Annotated in this window: 18 protein-coding genes; all 18 read left to right on the top strand. The window is 54.1% G+C overall.

Translation table 11 applies throughout. The features are described 5' to 3' along the window. Positions 1 to 126: 126 nt before the first annotated feature. The 18 genes from WFM46_RS07865 (at position 127) to WFM46_RS07780 (ending at position 13455) form a co-directional block, all read left to right on the top strand. A complete protein-coding gene (locus tag WFM46_RS07865) occupies positions 127 to 357 on the top strand; it encodes a class II holin family protein (protein ID WP_168192050.1) in 231 nt (76 codons plus the stop codon). After that, a complete protein-coding gene (locus tag WFM46_RS07860) occupies positions 358 to 861 on the top strand; it encodes a lysozyme (RefSeq protein ID WP_336997394.1) in 504 nt (167 codons plus the stop codon). It begins immediately after the preceding gene. Next, on the top strand, positions 851 to 1303 hold the full coding sequence (locus WFM46_RS07855) for a lysis protein (protein ID WP_336997393.1): 453 nt from the start codon (positions 851 to 853) through the stop codon (positions 1301 to 1303). The genes WFM46_RS07860 and WFM46_RS07855 overlap by 11 nt, the downstream gene beginning before the upstream one ends. A 257-nt stretch (positions 1304 to 1560) precedes the next feature. Continuing rightward, positions 1561 to 2088 carry a KilA-N domain-containing protein gene (locus WFM46_RS07850; RefSeq protein ID WP_336997392.1) on the top strand — a complete coding sequence of 176 codons (528 nt, stop codon included), beginning with the start codon at positions 1561 to 1563 and terminating at the stop codon, positions 2086 to 2088. A gap of 441 nt (positions 2089 to 2529) precedes the next feature. After that, positions 2530 to 2733 (top strand): hypothetical protein, encoded by a 204-nt coding sequence (locus tag WFM46_RS07845; RefSeq protein WP_336997391.1) that lies wholly within the window; start codon positions 2530 to 2532, stop codon positions 2731 to 2733. Between the two features lie 157 nt (positions 2734 to 2890). Further along, on the top strand, positions 2891 to 3640 hold the full coding sequence (locus WFM46_RS07840; RefSeq protein ID WP_336997390.1) for a hypothetical protein: 750 nt from the start codon (positions 2891 to 2893) through the stop codon (positions 3638 to 3640). Positions 3641 to 3921: 281 nt separating this feature from the next. Then, positions 3922 to 4467 (top strand): terminase small subunit, encoded by a 546-nt coding sequence (locus WFM46_RS07835; protein WP_336997415.1) that lies wholly within the window; start codon positions 3922 to 3924, stop codon positions 4465 to 4467. Continuing rightward, positions 4442 to 6364, top strand: coding sequence for a phage terminase large subunit family protein (locus WFM46_RS07830; RefSeq protein ID WP_336997389.1), 1923 nt, complete (start codon positions 4442 to 4444; stop codon positions 6362 to 6364). The genes WFM46_RS07835 and WFM46_RS07830 overlap by 26 nt, the downstream gene beginning before the upstream one ends. Continuing rightward, entirely contained in the window at positions 6364 to 6570 is a 207-nt protein-coding gene (locus tag WFM46_RS07825) for a phage head-tail joining protein (RefSeq protein WP_336997388.1), read from the top strand. The genes WFM46_RS07830 and WFM46_RS07825 overlap by 1 nt, the downstream gene beginning before the upstream one ends. Then, entirely contained in the window at positions 6567 to 8159 is a 1593-nt protein-coding gene (locus WFM46_RS07820) for a phage portal protein (protein WP_336997387.1), read from the top strand. Before WFM46_RS07825 ends, WFM46_RS07820 begins: the two co-directional genes overlap by 4 nt. Further along, complete coding sequence (locus WFM46_RS07815) at positions 8140 to 9465, top strand: S49 family peptidase (protein ID WP_336997386.1); 1326 nt, start codon at positions 8140 to 8142, stop codon at positions 9463 to 9465. The genes WFM46_RS07820 and WFM46_RS07815 overlap by 20 nt, the downstream gene beginning before the upstream one ends. Positions 9466 to 9474: 9 nt before the next feature. After that, a complete protein-coding gene (locus WFM46_RS07810; protein ID WP_336997385.1) occupies positions 9475 to 9807 on the top strand; it encodes a head decoration protein in 333 nt (110 codons plus the stop codon). 55 nt (positions 9808 to 9862) lie between these two features. After that, positions 9863 to 10888 carry a major capsid protein gene (locus WFM46_RS07805; RefSeq protein ID WP_336997384.1) on the top strand — a complete coding sequence of 342 codons (1026 nt, stop codon included), beginning with the start codon at positions 9863 to 9865 and terminating at the stop codon, positions 10886 to 10888. A gap of 46 nt (positions 10889 to 10934) precedes the next feature. After that, positions 10935 to 11387, top strand: a complete 453-nt coding sequence (gene gpFI / locus WFM46_RS07800; RefSeq protein ID WP_336997383.1) for a DNA-packaging protein FI — start codon at positions 10935 to 10937, stop codon at positions 11385 to 11387. A gap of 10 nt (positions 11388 to 11397) precedes the next feature. Then, positions 11398 to 11751 (top strand): head-tail joining protein, encoded by a 354-nt coding sequence (locus WFM46_RS07795; protein WP_336997382.1) that lies wholly within the window; start codon positions 11398 to 11400, stop codon positions 11749 to 11751. 9 nt (positions 11752 to 11760) lie between these two features. After that, a complete protein-coding gene (locus WFM46_RS07790) occupies positions 11761 to 12315 on the top strand; it encodes a phage tail protein (RefSeq protein WP_336997381.1) in 555 nt (184 codons plus the stop codon). Then, the gene (locus WFM46_RS07785; protein ID WP_114387364.1) at positions 12312 to 12710 is read left to right on the top strand and encodes a phage minor tail U family protein; all 399 of its coding nucleotides are present in this window, start codon (positions 12312 to 12314) and stop codon (positions 12708 to 12710) included. The genes WFM46_RS07790 and WFM46_RS07785 overlap by 4 nt, the downstream gene beginning before the upstream one ends. A 7-nt stretch (positions 12711 to 12717) precedes the next feature. After that, a complete protein-coding gene (locus tag WFM46_RS07780) occupies positions 12718 to 13455 on the top strand; it encodes a phage tail protein (protein WP_336997380.1) in 738 nt (245 codons plus the stop codon). Positions 13456 to 13523 lie beyond the last annotated feature (68 nt).

Below are 13523 nucleotides of genomic sequence, written 5' to 3'. Positions count from 1 at the left end.
GCGGGCCTTTTTTTATTTCAGGTTCCCGGAACCCCCCATCAATCGTCTTGTCGTTAATTCGTCCGGAGAGCCTGATCCCTATCCACACTACACCCGCGAACCAGCGAGGTGAGAGAAATGTCCCGTATGAGCAAACTTGTCACCGGAGTCGCCCTCGGCACCTCAGGAGGAACCATCCTGAACGGCGTCCTCACAAAACTGAGCCCTGACGAATGGAGCGCCATCGGCGTACTGGCTGGTATTGCCGGGATCATCGTTACAGGGCTCATTAACTGGTACTTCAAACGCAAGGTCGCCAATGCACAGGTAAAGGCGCTTGAGAAGTATGGCCCAGCAGTCAAAGTCGGAGATGATTAAATGCCAATGACCAGTAGCCTGCGTAACAAACTCATCGCCGCTGCTGGTGGCGGTGCAATGCTGATCGCCTCGCTGTTTCTCGGTGGGCAGGATGGTGTCGAAGGGCGGAAGTATGAAGCCTATAAAGACGTCGCCGGGGTATGGACTGTTTGCGACGGCCATACGGGCCGGGATATCGTGAGAGGGAAGAAGTATACCGATCGCGAATGTGACCAGTTGCTGTGGAAAGACCTCCAGCCAGCAAAACGAACGGTAGACAATCTGGTTAAGGTGCCGCTGGGCGAGTATCAGCGCGCCGCGCTCTACAGCTTTGTTTTTAACGTTGGCTCTGACGCGTTCTCTAAGTCCACGCTGTTGCGCAAGCTGAACAAGGGTGATCACGACGGAGCGTGCGAAGAAATGCGCCGCTGGGTTTACGCTGGTGGTATGAAGTGGAAAGGTCTCCAGAACCGGCGAGAGATGGAGCACTCAATGTGCCTGGCGGAGAGTAAAAATGACCTCTAAAGCCTGGCTGGTAATCGGCATCGAGCTGATTTTATCCCTGCTGGTTATTCACTTTCTGCTCGGTAAGGTACTTGATGAGACGAAGCGAGCCGACGCCGCTGAGCAAAACCTGAAACTGGCAAACGCCACCATCACCGACATGCAGGTGCGCCAGCGTGATGTCGCTGCGCTCGATACCAAATACACTGGAGAACTGCAGGATGCAAAAGCCACTATCGATCAGCTTGAGCTTGATGTTGCTACTGGCAAACGTCGGCTGCAGCTCAACGCCAGATGCACCACGAACGGAGCGGCCAGCACCACCAGCATGGATGATGGCATCGGCCCCCGACTTACTGACTCCGCTGAACGGGATTATTTCACCCTCAGAGAGCGAATTGAAACTGTCACCAGGCAACTGACCGGCCTGCAGGAATATGTGCGGACGCAGTGCCTGAAATAAAAATGTTTTGACCGCACTTTGCAAAGTACAAAGTCCATTAAATGAGCCTCGCTACAACGCGGGGCTTTTTTTATGCCTGTTACCGCTGGCGAATTTTCTGTCATCGGTGCGGGGATTTATCAAGACTGCGCGTCGCAGCGCATAGACAACCCGAGTCTTTCAGAAAGCTGAGCCTGAGAACTGCCGTATATGGTGGCGACCATCTCGGGGCGGCTTTTCTGTGCGAACAGGCTCACTTTCTAAAAGGTAAAGACGCTATGACATACCCAACAGTTGCAGTAAACGGCGTATCAGTTCGAGTCGATGACGATGGCCGGTATAACCTCAACGACCTGCACGCTGCAGCAGTCTCCAATGGAGAGGCCACTGAATCACAGCGTCCAAGTAACTTCATCAAAAGCGCGCAGATAAGACGTTTTGCCGATGTATTGACCGAAGCTACAAAAATAGCTTCGACCCGGGTGGTTAAGGGCGGTACCGAATCAGGCGTGTGGGGGCTGGAATTGCTCGCAATTCGATATGCGGCCTGGCTGAGTCCGAAATTTGAAATCCGGGTATACAACACCTTCCGGGAAGCGGTACTCAGCGGCATCACCAATATGTCTCGCCTCAATCGGCTTGACCTGCTGATCGCCAATGAGACCAAAGAAGTCAGCGCCTGCGCTCGGGCAATGAATAAGTGGGGCGTCGGCGGCCGCAAGAAGCTGCTCAACTGCGCGCGTGAGCGGATCGTCAGCCAGATGGATCCAGACATGGTAACGCTGATGGAAGCTAAGGCTGGATAACCAGCGCAAAATTTCGCTTTGCTGAAAATACAATGCCTTAGAGAGCCACTTTCACAACGGCTTTCCATTACAAAGCTCATCTGCTGGTGGGCTTGATAATGGCAAAAAAAAGCCCTTACATAGAGGGCTGCAGGAGTCTTAGTATAATTGCTCTTTTTAATGATGTTTCCCCGGAGTTGGCATTCTCCGCATCAGAGTCCTGAATAGCTTGGCAGCCTATGGGTTAACAACAAGCGTAAGCGTGGGATATTAAGAATTTCCTCATGGAACCATCCCCATGGGGCATCTACCTATAATGGCTATAGCGGATAAAATTAAAATATACCCTGCAGGGGATAAACGCTGAGTTACTCGCAGCATTCATTGATAAATTGCGATAATGCTTTACTAAATGGCATGCAGATTTATCCTAATAACTCATTTTTAAATGGAGTTAGGTTAATGAAATTCCTTTGGGCAATTTGTTTCTTGTGTGGAATAGTTGGGTTTATTGAGGGAATTGTCGCGGTATTTGGCGCTGTAAGTGCACCTCAGCAAGCAGCAGGTGCAGCAATGGGCGTTGCCTGGGCTGTTATTCCATACTGTATCTGCCGTGCTATTCAGCAAATGAGACCGCAGGAAGTTATCATCAAGAAAGACGAATAAGCATCAAATGCCTTATCAAAAGCAGCCTCGCGAAAGCGGGGCTTTTTTATACGCTTCGCACGCGCATCAGAAGCGGGTCTTTCAGCTGCAGGCCTGGGCAATCCGTTCCTCATGCGGCATTGTCGTGCGACAGGCTTACGTCTAAAAGGAAACTACCATGAATAATAAAAATGCCGCTCCATCAGCGACTCTGACTATTGGCGAGCTCGTGCGCATGCAGGAGCACATTGCTGACCAGCTTGACCATTTCAAATATTGCTTTGAGCAATCTATCGGGGCGTCGTCTGAAGGCAAGATACCCGTAGTATTGTTGGGGGCTCGTTATGTCGCTATTGCTGGTGGTTTTACACCGGACGAGATTAAGGAAGCGCTGGAGCGTATTGTGGCTGACCGGGATAAGCACTCTGGGAAAAAGCTGGTGGCTGAAACCGTGCTCAACGACTCGTCTACTCATTCGGGTTCTATTCAATCTGCAAGGCTGGGCAATTCAATCACCAATACCTCTTACTCCATCCGAGTAGAAGTCGACGGGAACAGCAAACCGAATGTGTCCGGAATGGGCTCAGGTTGGGCATTGGATAAACCTGGCGTATTCGAGAACACCCCGATTGCCGCGAAAATCCAGGAAGAGATGGAAGAGCGCCGCGCGGCAAGTGATCAGCTGGGCATTGATGCAGGCCGACTCAATGCCGCTACTTCAACCAAGATCAAACTCTCAGACGAAATGCGTGATGCTGTAGTGGATGCGGTAAGTAACAGCGGCCTGTTTGAATCCCTTCAGACTGAACTGAGTGGCCAGGCAGCATCTATAGCCATTCTGCAACAGGCTATCAATGGCGCAGTGAATGATGCTATCAACAACGCATTGCGGCCTGGCGGGATAGTGTGGTCAGCGTTGATTCGCTGAATGGACGTTTAGACGTCTAAAGCCCGAGATGCTTAATGGTAATTGATAATCATTATCATTTACGGGTCCTTTCCGGCATATCGGCTTGCTACGGGGCGGCGTCCGCGCAGATTCTCGCTATTTATGAAAATTTTCGGGTATTTGCCGTTTCCGTTCTTCTTCTGGCTATCTTGCTGTTTTTACTGAAAACACCCCTTCAAAAGAAAGGAAGTGGTGAAGCCCAGGAAATGGTGATTTGGCGTTTGTCATTTCCTTTCTCTGTTTTATGCCAGGAGCGAGCAATGGAGGTTAACAAAAAACTCTTATCCGAGATTTTCGGCGTCAGCATTCGCACCATCCAGAACTGGCAGGAACAGGGGATGCCGGTAGCGCGAGGAGGCGGGAAAGGGAATGAAGTTATGTATGATTCCGCCGCTGTTATCGAATGGTATTCAGCGCGGGATGCTGCTATTGAAAATGAAAAATTACGGAAAGAGGTTGAGGATCTGCGCATTGCCTCCGAGTCCGATCTTCAACCCGGCACCATTGAATATGAGCGACACCGTCTTACCCGAGCACAGGCTGACGCTCAGGAACTTAAAAATGCCAAAGAGTCCGCTGAGGTGGTGGAGACCGCATTCTGCACGTTCGTGCTGTCGCGGATAGCCGGAGAAATTGCCAGTATTCTCGATGGAGTGCCTCTGTCGGTTCAGCGGCGCTTCCCGGAACTGGAAAACCGACATATTGATTTCCTCAAGAAGGACGTCATTAAGGCCATGAACAAAGCAGCTGCGCTGGATGAAATGATACCGGGGTTGCTGAGTGAATATATCGAACAGTCAGGCTAAAGGGTTGCAGCACGCTGTGAGTGCGGGGCTCCGTTCGCTCTTCCGGCCCGAGCCGCAGACAGCTGTTGAGTGGGCAGACGATAACTATTACCTCCCGAAAGAGTCTGCTTATCAGGAGGGGCGCTGGGAAACCTTACCCTTCCAGCGTGCGATCATGAATGCCATGGGCAACGACTATATCCGTGAAGTGAATGTCGTGAAATCTGCCCGTGTTGGCTATTCAAAGATGCTGCTCGGGGTTTATGCGTATTTCATCCAGCATAAGCAGCGAAACTCTCTAATCTGGTTGCCGACTGACGGTGATGCCGAAAACTTTATGAAGTCGCATGTCGAGCCGACAATCCGTGATATTCCCACCTTGCTGGCGCTGGCTCCCTGGTATGGCAAAAAACACCGGGACAATACCCTCAGTATGAAGCGTTTTTCAAACGGGCGTGGATTCTGGTGTCTGGGGGGGAAGGCCGCAAAAAACTATCGCGAGAAATCCGTCGATGTGGCGGGCTATGACGAGCTGGCCGCCTTCGATGATGACATCGAGAAAGAAGGCTCTCCAACCTTTCTGGGTGATAAACGAATTGAAGGCTCGGTCTGGCCCAAGTCCATCCGCGGTTCCACGCCAAAAGTCAGGGGCACCTGCCAGATTGAGCGTGCCGCGAAAGAGTCGCAGCATTTTTTGCGGTTCCACGTTCCCTGCCCGCATTGCGGGGAAGAGCAGTACCTGAAATTCGGCGATAAAGAGACGCCGTTCGGCTTCAAGTGGGTGTCGGGTGAGCCTGCCAGTGTGTTTTACCTTTGCGAGCATAATGCCTGTGTGATTAAGCAACAGGAGATGGATTTTGCGCAGGCCCGTTACATTTGCGGAGAGACGGGGATCTGGACACGGGACGGTCTGTGCTGGTTTTCATCATCCGGTACCGAGATTGATCCACCTGACAGCGTCACCTTTCATATCTGGACCGCCTACAGCCCCTTCACGACGTGGGTGCAAATCGTCAAAGACTGGATCAAGACCAAAGGGGATACCGGCAAGCGCAAGACTTTCGTTAATACCACGCTTGGTGAGACATGGGAGCCGAAAATTGGTGACCGTCCTGATTCGGACGTTATGGCCGAACGTAAGGAACACTTTGGCGCCGCGGTTCCGGAACGGGTGGCCTACCTCACAGCCGGTATAGACTCTCAGCTTGATCGTTATGAAATGCGGGTCTGGGGCTGGGGGCCGGGCGAAGAAAGCTGGCTTATCGACAGGCAGATCATCATGGGCCGTCATGACGATGAAGCCACTCTGCTCAGGGTCGATGAGGTCATCAACCAGACCTATACCCGGCAAAACGGGGTGGAAATGTCGATTTCACGCATCTGCTGGGATATAGGGGGTATCGACCCGACCATCGTCTATAACCGTTCGAAAAAGCATGGGCTGTTCCGCCTGATACCCATTAAAGGGGCGTCTGTTTACGGTAAACCCGTTGCCAGCATGCCGCGCAAACGCAACAAAAACGGTGTTTATCTCACGGAAGTGGGGACCGACACTGCAAAAGAGCAAATCTATAACCGTTTCACCCTGGTGCCTGAGGCCGACGAACCTCTCGCTGGCGCGGTGCATTTCCCTAATGATCCTGAAATCTATGATTTAGCTGAAGCTCAACAGCTGACAGCTGAGGAGCAGGTCGAAAAGTGGGTAGACGGTAAAAAAAAGATCGTCTGGGACAGCAAAAAGCGACGAAATGAGGCGCTCGACTGTTTTGTCTACGCGCTTGCGGCCCTGCGGATCAGCATCTCGCGATGGCAGCTTAATCTCGATTCTCTTCTGGCAAGTCTGCTGGAGGAAGACAGTGGGCGTAAAAATCACAAAACCTTGGCGGATTACGCCCGGGCATTATCCGGAGAAGAATAATGGCGACACAGGCTGGTCTGGAGGCAGCACGCGCTGCATTACATGACCTCATGATGGGTAAACGGGTGGCAACGGTACAGAAAGATGGTCGAAGGGTGGAATTTACAGCTACCTCAGTCAGCGAGCTGAAAAAATACATTGCTGACCTTGAATCTCAGGTTGGATCCACTTCACGGCGCCGGGGACCGGCAGGGTTTTACGTATGAAATTACCAGCTTTAGTGGGACCAGACGGTAAAACATCCCTGCGCGAATATGCCGGGTATCACGGCGGTGGCGGCGGCTTTGGCGGCCAGTTGCGATCCTGGAATCCGCCCATCGAAAGTGCTGATGCGGCGCTCCTGCCTAATTTCTCACGTGGAAATGCCCGTGCTGACGATCTTGTACGAAATAACGGCTACGCAGCAAACGCCGTGCAACTCCACCAGGATCACATCGTTGGGTCATTTTTCAGACTGAGTTACTGCCCGAGCTGGCGTTATCTCGGCATTAAAGAAGAGGAGAGCCGCGCGTTTGCCAGGGAGGTGGAAGCCGCCTGGTATGAGTATGCTGAAGATGACTTTTGCGGGATTGATGCCGAGCGCAAGCGAACGTTTACGATGATGATCCGTGAGGGGGTCGCGACGCATGCATTCAACGGTGAGTTGTGCGTGCAGCCCACCTGGGACAGTGATTCAACGCGGCTCTTCCGCACGCAATTCAAGATGGTCAGCCCGAAGCGCGTCAGCAATCCCAATAACATGGGGGACACCCGGAACTGCCGTGCCGGTGTCAGCATAAACGATGCTGGTGCAGCGCTGGGCTACTACGTAAGCGAGGACGGTTACCCGGGCTGGATGGCGCAGAAATGGATGTATATTCCCCGCGAACTGCCCGGGGGCAGACCATCGTTTATCCATGTGTTCGAGCCGCTTGAAGACGGACAAACCCGCGGCGCTAACGTGTTTTACAGCGTGATGGAGCAGATGAAAATGCTCGACACCCTGCAAAACACGCAGCTGCAGAGTGCGATCGTGAAAGCGATGTATGCGGCCACCATCGAAAGCGAACTGGATACACAGACTGCGATGGACTTTATTCTCGGCTCTGACAGTAAAGACCAGCAAAGCAAAATGACAGGCTGGCTCGGTGAGATGGCATCGTATTACACCGTAGCGCCGGTTCGGCTCGGTGGTGCCAAAGTCCCGCACCTGATGCCTGGTGATTCACTGAATCTGCAGTCAGCGCAGGATACGGATAACGGTTTTTCAACCTTTGAGCAGTCACTGCTGCGCTATATCGCCGCCGGGCTGGGGGTGTCATACGAGCAGCTCTCGCGTAACTATTCCCAGATGAGTTACTCCACCGCACGCGCCAGCGCCAATGAATCCTGGGCGTTCTTTATGGGTCGACGCAAGTTCGTCGCAGCCCGGCAGGCCTGTCAGATGTTTGTCTGCTGGCTGGAAGAGGCGATTGCGCGCCGTGTTATCACGCTCCCATCCAAAGCCAGGTTCAGCTTCCAGGAAGCGAGAACTTCATGGGGTAACGCAAACTGGATCGGTTCGGGGCGCATGGCTATTGATGGCCTGAAGGAGGTGCAGGAGGCTGTAATGCTGATCGAGGCCGGTCTCAGCACCTATGAGAAGGAGTGCGCCAAACGCGGAGATGACTATCAGGAAATATTTTCTCAGCAGGTACGTGAAACTATGGAGCGCCGGAGCGCGGGCCTTAAACCCCCGGCCTGGGCGGTAGCCGCTTTTGAATCCGGGCTGAAAAAATCAAACGAGGAGGATAAAGATGACGCCAGAACTGCGTAATCTCCCGCATATTGCCAGCATGGCCTTTAATGAGCCGCTGATGCTTGAACCCGCCTACGCGCGGGTTTTCTTTTGCGCGCTGGCAGGCCAGCTGGGGATCACCCGTCTGACGGATACGGTGTCGGGCGCAACGCTTGGTGCTGAGCAGATTGCCGAACCGCTGGCGCTCTTTGGTGATGATGAGGAGATGGGGCCCCGACCGTCGCGTAGTTACCAGATAACGAACGGCATCGCGGTGCTGCCCGTTTCCGGGACGCTGGTCAGTAAAACCCGGTCGCTGCAGCCTTACTCCGGCATGACGGGATACAACGGGATCATTGCCCGCCTGCAGCAGGCCATGAGCGATCCTGGCGTCGACGGCATTCTCCTCGATATGGATACGCCTGGCGGGATGGTGTCCGGGGCATTCGACTGCGCCGACATTATTGCACGGATGCGCGATATCAAGCCCATCTGGGCGCTGGCAAACGATATGAACTGCAGCGCCGGGCAGCTTATTGCCAGCGCCGCTTCCCGCCGTCTGGTCACCCAGACCGCGCGGACGGGCTCAATCGGCGTGATGATGGCGCACAGCAACTACGGCGCTGCCCTGAAAACGCAGGGCGTCGAGGTGACCCTGATTTACAGCGGCGATCACAAGGTTGATGGCAACCCTTACGAAAAACTACCGAAAGACGTTCGCGATGATTTTCAGACGCGGATCGACGCCACGCGCCGGATGTTTGCCGAAAAGGTTGCTGCTTATACCGGCATGTCCGTGCAGGCCGTGCTGGATACCGAAGCGGCTGTATTTTCCGGTCAGGAATCGGTGGATGCTGGCCTGGCTGAAGAGCTGGTCAATAACACTGACGCGCTGAACGTAATGCGCGAGTCACTTAACAAACGAAAAACAATCTCCCCTGGAGGAAATATGGAAAAAGTAACCACCGCATCAGCTGCGGATGCAATTCAGGCCACCGCGCCAGCAGAACAGACAAATACTGTCGAATCCGCTGCTGCAGTTGTTGCTTCACCGGCAGAGGTCAGTGCCCGGGTCGCCGCAGCGGTGAGTGCCGAAAATGGCCGAATTATGGGAATCCTGAACTGCGAAGAGGCGAAAGGACGTGAGTCACAGGCGCGTGCACTGGCCGAAACGCCGGGTATGACAGTCGAAAGCGCACAGCGCATTCTGGCCGCTGCACCGCAAAGTGCCCAGGCGCGTTCCGATACGGCACTGGATCGCCTGATGGAAACAGCACCTGGTGCGTTATCGACAGGTAATGTATCTGCTGAAGCAGGTGAAGATTTGTTAAACACCCCCGTTTAAGAGGCTCTTATGGCAACGACTGAAGTTTTTACCCATCTACAGCCGCTCGGCAACAGTGACCCGGCACATACTGCATATGCACCTGGTGAACTGACAGCATCCACCCCGGCAATGACCCCGCTCATGCTCGATGCTACATCCGGCAAGCTAACCGTCTGGGACGGCGAGCATGCAGGTGCAGCAACCGGCATTCTGGCGGTTACTGCTGATCAGAACAGTGCAGAACTGGCATTTTATAAATCCGGTTCATTCCGCATCGAAGATGTGCTGTGGCCATCTGCCGTTACCGACGAAAATATCAAGCGTAACGCGTTCGCCGGTACTGCGATCAGCATCGTTTAATCACCCTCAACTTTCATAAAAGCCGCATATGCGGCTTTTTTTACGGGAAAAATCTATGTCGATTTATACTACTGCCCAGCTGCTGGCGGTCAATGAGAAGAAATTTAAGTTCGATCCGCTTTTCCTTCGCATCTTCTTCCGCGAAAGCTATCCCTTCAGTACTGAGAAAGTGTACCTGTCGCAAATCCCGGGCCTGGTGAACATGGCACTCTATGTCTCGCCTGTTATTTCCGGCAGGGTCATCCGCTCCCGCGGTGGCACAACCTCAGAATTTACGCCTGGATATGTCAAACCCAAGCACGAAGTAAACCCGCAGATGACCCTGCGACGCCTGCCGGATGAAGACCCACAGAACCTGGCTGATCCTGCCTATCGCCGCCGCCGCATCATTCTGCAGAACATGAAAGATGAAGAACTGGCGATTGCGCAGGTAGAAGAAATGCAGGCCGTATCCGCCGTGCTCAGCGGTAAATATACCATGACCGGAGAGGCATTCGAGCCGGTGGAGGTGGATATGCAGCGCAGCGCCAGAAACAACATTGTTCAGGCGGGTGCTGCGGCGTGGTCCAGCCGGGACAAAGAAACCTATGATCCGACCGATGACATCGAGACGTATGCGGTGAATGCCAGTGGCGTGGTCAACATCATCGTGTTCGATCCAAAGGGCTGGTCACTGTTCCGCTCCTTTAAGGCCGTCAAAGACAAGCTGGATACCCGCCGTGGCTCTAACTCCGAGCTGGAAACCGCACTCAAGGATCTCGGTCAGGCGGTTTCCTACAAGGGTATGTACGGCGATGTGGCAATCGTCGTGTATGCCGGTCAGTACGTTGAAGGGGGTGTGCAGAAGAATTATCTGCCGGATAACACCATGGTACTGGGTAACACACAGGCGCGCGGTCTGCGGACCTATGGCTGTATCCAGGATGTAGACGCGCAGCGCGAGGGCATTAACGCCTCTGCACGCTATCCAAAAAACTGGGTGCAGACCGGTGACCCGGCCCGTGAATTCACCATGATCCAGTCCGCGCCGCTGATGCTGCTGGCAGACGCGGACGAGTTTGTGTCCGTCAAACTCGCGTAACTTCCACCCGGTGGCCCTTCGGGGCCAATTTTTCGGAGTAGCTTCCATGACTGAAAAAGAGACACTCATCGCCCGGCTGAAAGAGCTGGGCAAAATGCTGGGCCGTGACGTGAATACCAGCGGCACCATCCAGGAGCTGTCGATGCGTATTGCTGAGCTTGAAGAGGAGCTGGATGGAGATGCCGGTTCGGTTGACGGTGAAAATGGAGAGGAGAATGCTTCCGGCAGCACCGGCAGCACCGGCAGCACCGGCAGCACCGGCAGCACCGGCAGCACCGGCAGCACCGGCGGTGATATTGCTGACGCAGTGAAAGAAAAAACAAAAGCGACCACAACCGATGACCGGGTAACAGTAGAAACGCTGGCAACCCTGCATATTGACGCGCTGCATGCCACGCGTAACGAACCGGCCTCCATCGTTGAGCCCGGCGTGATCATTCGCGTATCCGAACAGGATGCAGACGAGCTGATCGCAAAGGGGCTGGCCAGAGAAGCCTGAAGGGGACCGAATGGCTGATTTCGATAATCTCTTTGACGAGGCCATGTCGCGAGCGGATGGCGCTATCCGCATAGTGATGGGCGCAGAGGCAAAGGTGATGTCAGGCGCTTTGTCAGGTGTCACCCTGATGGGCGTTTTCGATGATCCGGAGAATATTGGTTATGCCGGTGTGGGCATTCGGGTTGAAGGTACCAGTCCGACCCTGTTTGTGGAAACCGCCACTGTTCAGCAGCTGGAACGCATGGACACCCTGATGATTAACGGGCGGGCTTTCTGGGTTGAGCGAATTGGCCCTGACGATTGTGGATCCTGTCATATCTGGCTGGGTAACGGGAGCCCGCCCGCCGGTACCCGCCGCCGTTAAGGAGGCTGCATGTCCGTTAAAGGTCTTGAGCAGGCGATAGAGAACCTCAACAGCATCAGCAAAACTGCGGTTCCGCGCGCGTCAGCGCAGGCTGTTAACCGTGTGGCAAACCGGGCCGTCAGCCGCAGCGTGGCAGTTGTGTCGAAAGATACCCGCGTACCGCGAAAACTGGTAAAGCAACGCGCCAGGCTGAGACGTGCGACGGTTAATAAACCCCGCGCGCTTATCCGTGTAAACCGTGGCAATTTACCGGCCATAAAACTGGGTACCGCCAGCGTGCGCCTTTCCCGCAGAAAACGGGATAAGAAAGGGGCCAACAGCGTGCTGCGCGTTGGTCCTTTCCGTTTCCCGGGCGGATTCATTCAGCAGCTTAAAAATGGTCGCTGGCACGTCATGAGGCGAACAGCAAAGCCCCGTTATCCGATCGAAGTGGTCAGCATTCCTCTGGCAGCCCCTTTAACCACGGCATTTAAAGCTGAGCTGCCGAAGCTCATGGACTCGGATATGCCCAAAGAGCTCCGGGCATCCCTTACAAACCAACTCAGGTTGATTCTGACAAAATGAAACACAGTGATATCCGACAGTTGATTCTTGACGCGCTGGAAAGCGCGATTGGTACTGACGCCATTTATTTTGACGGCAGGCCAGCAGTGCTCGAAGAGGGAGATTTCCCGGCCGTCGCCGTTTATCTCACCGACGCGGAGTACACCGGGGAAGAACTGGATGCCGATGTCTGGCAGGCCACTCTTCATGTTGAAGTCTTTCTTCCTGCCCAAGTGCCTGATTCGGAGCTGGATGAATGGATGGAAGCGCGTGTTTACCCGGTTCTGTCGGAGATCCCGGGGCTTGCATCCCTTATCACCAACATGGTGCAGCAGGGCTATGACTACCAGCGCGATGATGATATCGGACTCTGGAGTTCAGCCGATCTGAAATATTCCATCACCTACGAAATGTGAGGACGTTATGACCACACCTAACCCGCTGGCACCGACGAAAGGGGCCGGCACCACCCTCTGGATTTACACCGGAAGCGGCGATCCCTACGCCAGTCCCCTTTCGGATGTTAACTGGCTGCGTCTGGCAAAGATCAAGGATTTGCAGCCAGGCGAACTCACCGCCGAGTCAGAGGACGACACCTATATCGATGACGACAACGCCGACTGGGCTTCATCCATGCAGGGTCAGAAATCAGCAGGCGACACGAGTTTTACTCTGGCATGGCTGCCGGGTGAAAGCGGTCAGCAGGACCTGGTCAACTGGTTCGATGATGGCACGGTTAAAGGATACAAAATCAAGTACCCGAATGGCGCCGTCGATGTCTTTAAAGGCTGGGTGAGCAGCCTTGGGAAGACCGTTTCGGCTAAAGAAGTGATGACCCGAACGGCAAAGATCACTAATAACGGCAAACCCTCTCTGGCAGAAGACAGCGGTACTGCGGTAATTGGCGTGACGGGTATCAGCCTGGATAAATCCACTGCAGCGGTCGCTGTCGGTGCGACCACGCAACTGGCAGTGACGGTCCTGCCAGCCAGCGCTTCAGATAAATCCTTCCGCGTAGCCAGCAGTGATCCTTCAAAAGCAACGGTCAGCGTCAGCGGTAGTATCCTTACCATCACCGGCGTGGCGGCAGGCGCTGTCGAAATCATCGTCATGGGCAATGACGGTAACTTTGTGGCGATCTGCAAGGTCACCGTTTCCTGATAACCGGGGCGCGAGCCCCGTTCCCCGGAGTAAATATGTTTCTTAAAACTGAACTGCTCGAGCATAAC

This window comes from Leclercia sp. M50 (genome assembly GCF_037150775.1).
Classification (GTDB): domain Bacteria; phylum Pseudomonadota; class Gammaproteobacteria; order Enterobacterales; family Enterobacteriaceae; genus Enterobacter.
This window is presented reverse-complemented; position numbering and strand designations above follow the sequence as displayed.

Coding starts and splice junctions, on each gene's coding strand:
- WFM46_RS07865 (WP_168192050.1), top strand. CDS start 127: ATGAGCAAACTTGTCACCGGAGTCGCCCTCGGCACCTCAGGAGGAACC.
- WFM46_RS07860 (WP_336997394.1), top strand. CDS start 358: ATGCCAATGACCAGTAGCCTGCGTAACAAACTCATCGCCGCTGCTGGT.
- WFM46_RS07855 (WP_336997393.1), top strand. CDS start 851: ATGACCTCTAAAGCCTGGCTGGTAATCGGCATCGAGCTGATTTTATCC.
- WFM46_RS07850 (WP_336997392.1), top strand. CDS start 1,561: ATGACATACCCAACAGTTGCAGTAAACGGCGTATCAGTTCGAGTCGAT.
- WFM46_RS07845 (WP_336997391.1), top strand. CDS start 2,530: ATGAAATTCCTTTGGGCAATTTGTTTCTTGTGTGGAATAGTTGGGTTT.
- WFM46_RS07840 (WP_336997390.1), top strand. CDS start 2,891: ATGAATAATAAAAATGCCGCTCCATCAGCGACTCTGACTATTGGCGAG.
- WFM46_RS07835 (WP_336997415.1), top strand. CDS start 3,922: ATGGAGGTTAACAAAAAACTCTTATCCGAGATTTTCGGCGTCAGCATT.
- WFM46_RS07825 (WP_336997388.1), top strand. CDS start 6,364: ATGGCGACACAGGCTGGTCTGGAGGCAGCACGCGCTGCATTACATGAC.
- WFM46_RS07820 (WP_336997387.1), top strand. CDS start 6,567: ATGAAATTACCAGCTTTAGTGGGACCAGACGGTAAAACATCCCTGCGC.
- WFM46_RS07815 (WP_336997386.1), top strand. CDS start 8,140: ATGACGCCAGAACTGCGTAATCTCCCGCATATTGCCAGCATGGCCTTT.
- WFM46_RS07810 (WP_336997385.1), top strand. CDS start 9,475: ATGGCAACGACTGAAGTTTTTACCCATCTACAGCCGCTCGGCAACAGT.
- WFM46_RS07805 (WP_336997384.1), top strand. CDS start 9,863: ATGTCGATTTATACTACTGCCCAGCTGCTGGCGGTCAATGAGAAGAAA.
- gpFI (WP_336997383.1), top strand. CDS start 10,935: ATGACTGAAAAAGAGACACTCATCGCCCGGCTGAAAGAGCTGGGCAAA.
- WFM46_RS07795 (WP_336997382.1), top strand. CDS start 11,398: ATGGCTGATTTCGATAATCTCTTTGACGAGGCCATGTCGCGAGCGGAT.
- WFM46_RS07790 (WP_336997381.1), top strand. CDS start 11,761: ATGTCCGTTAAAGGTCTTGAGCAGGCGATAGAGAACCTCAACAGCATC.
- WFM46_RS07785 (WP_114387364.1), top strand. CDS start 12,312: ATGAAACACAGTGATATCCGACAGTTGATTCTTGACGCGCTGGAAAGC.
- WFM46_RS07780 (WP_336997380.1), top strand. CDS start 12,718: ATGACCACACCTAACCCGCTGGCACCGACGAAAGGGGCCGGCACCACC.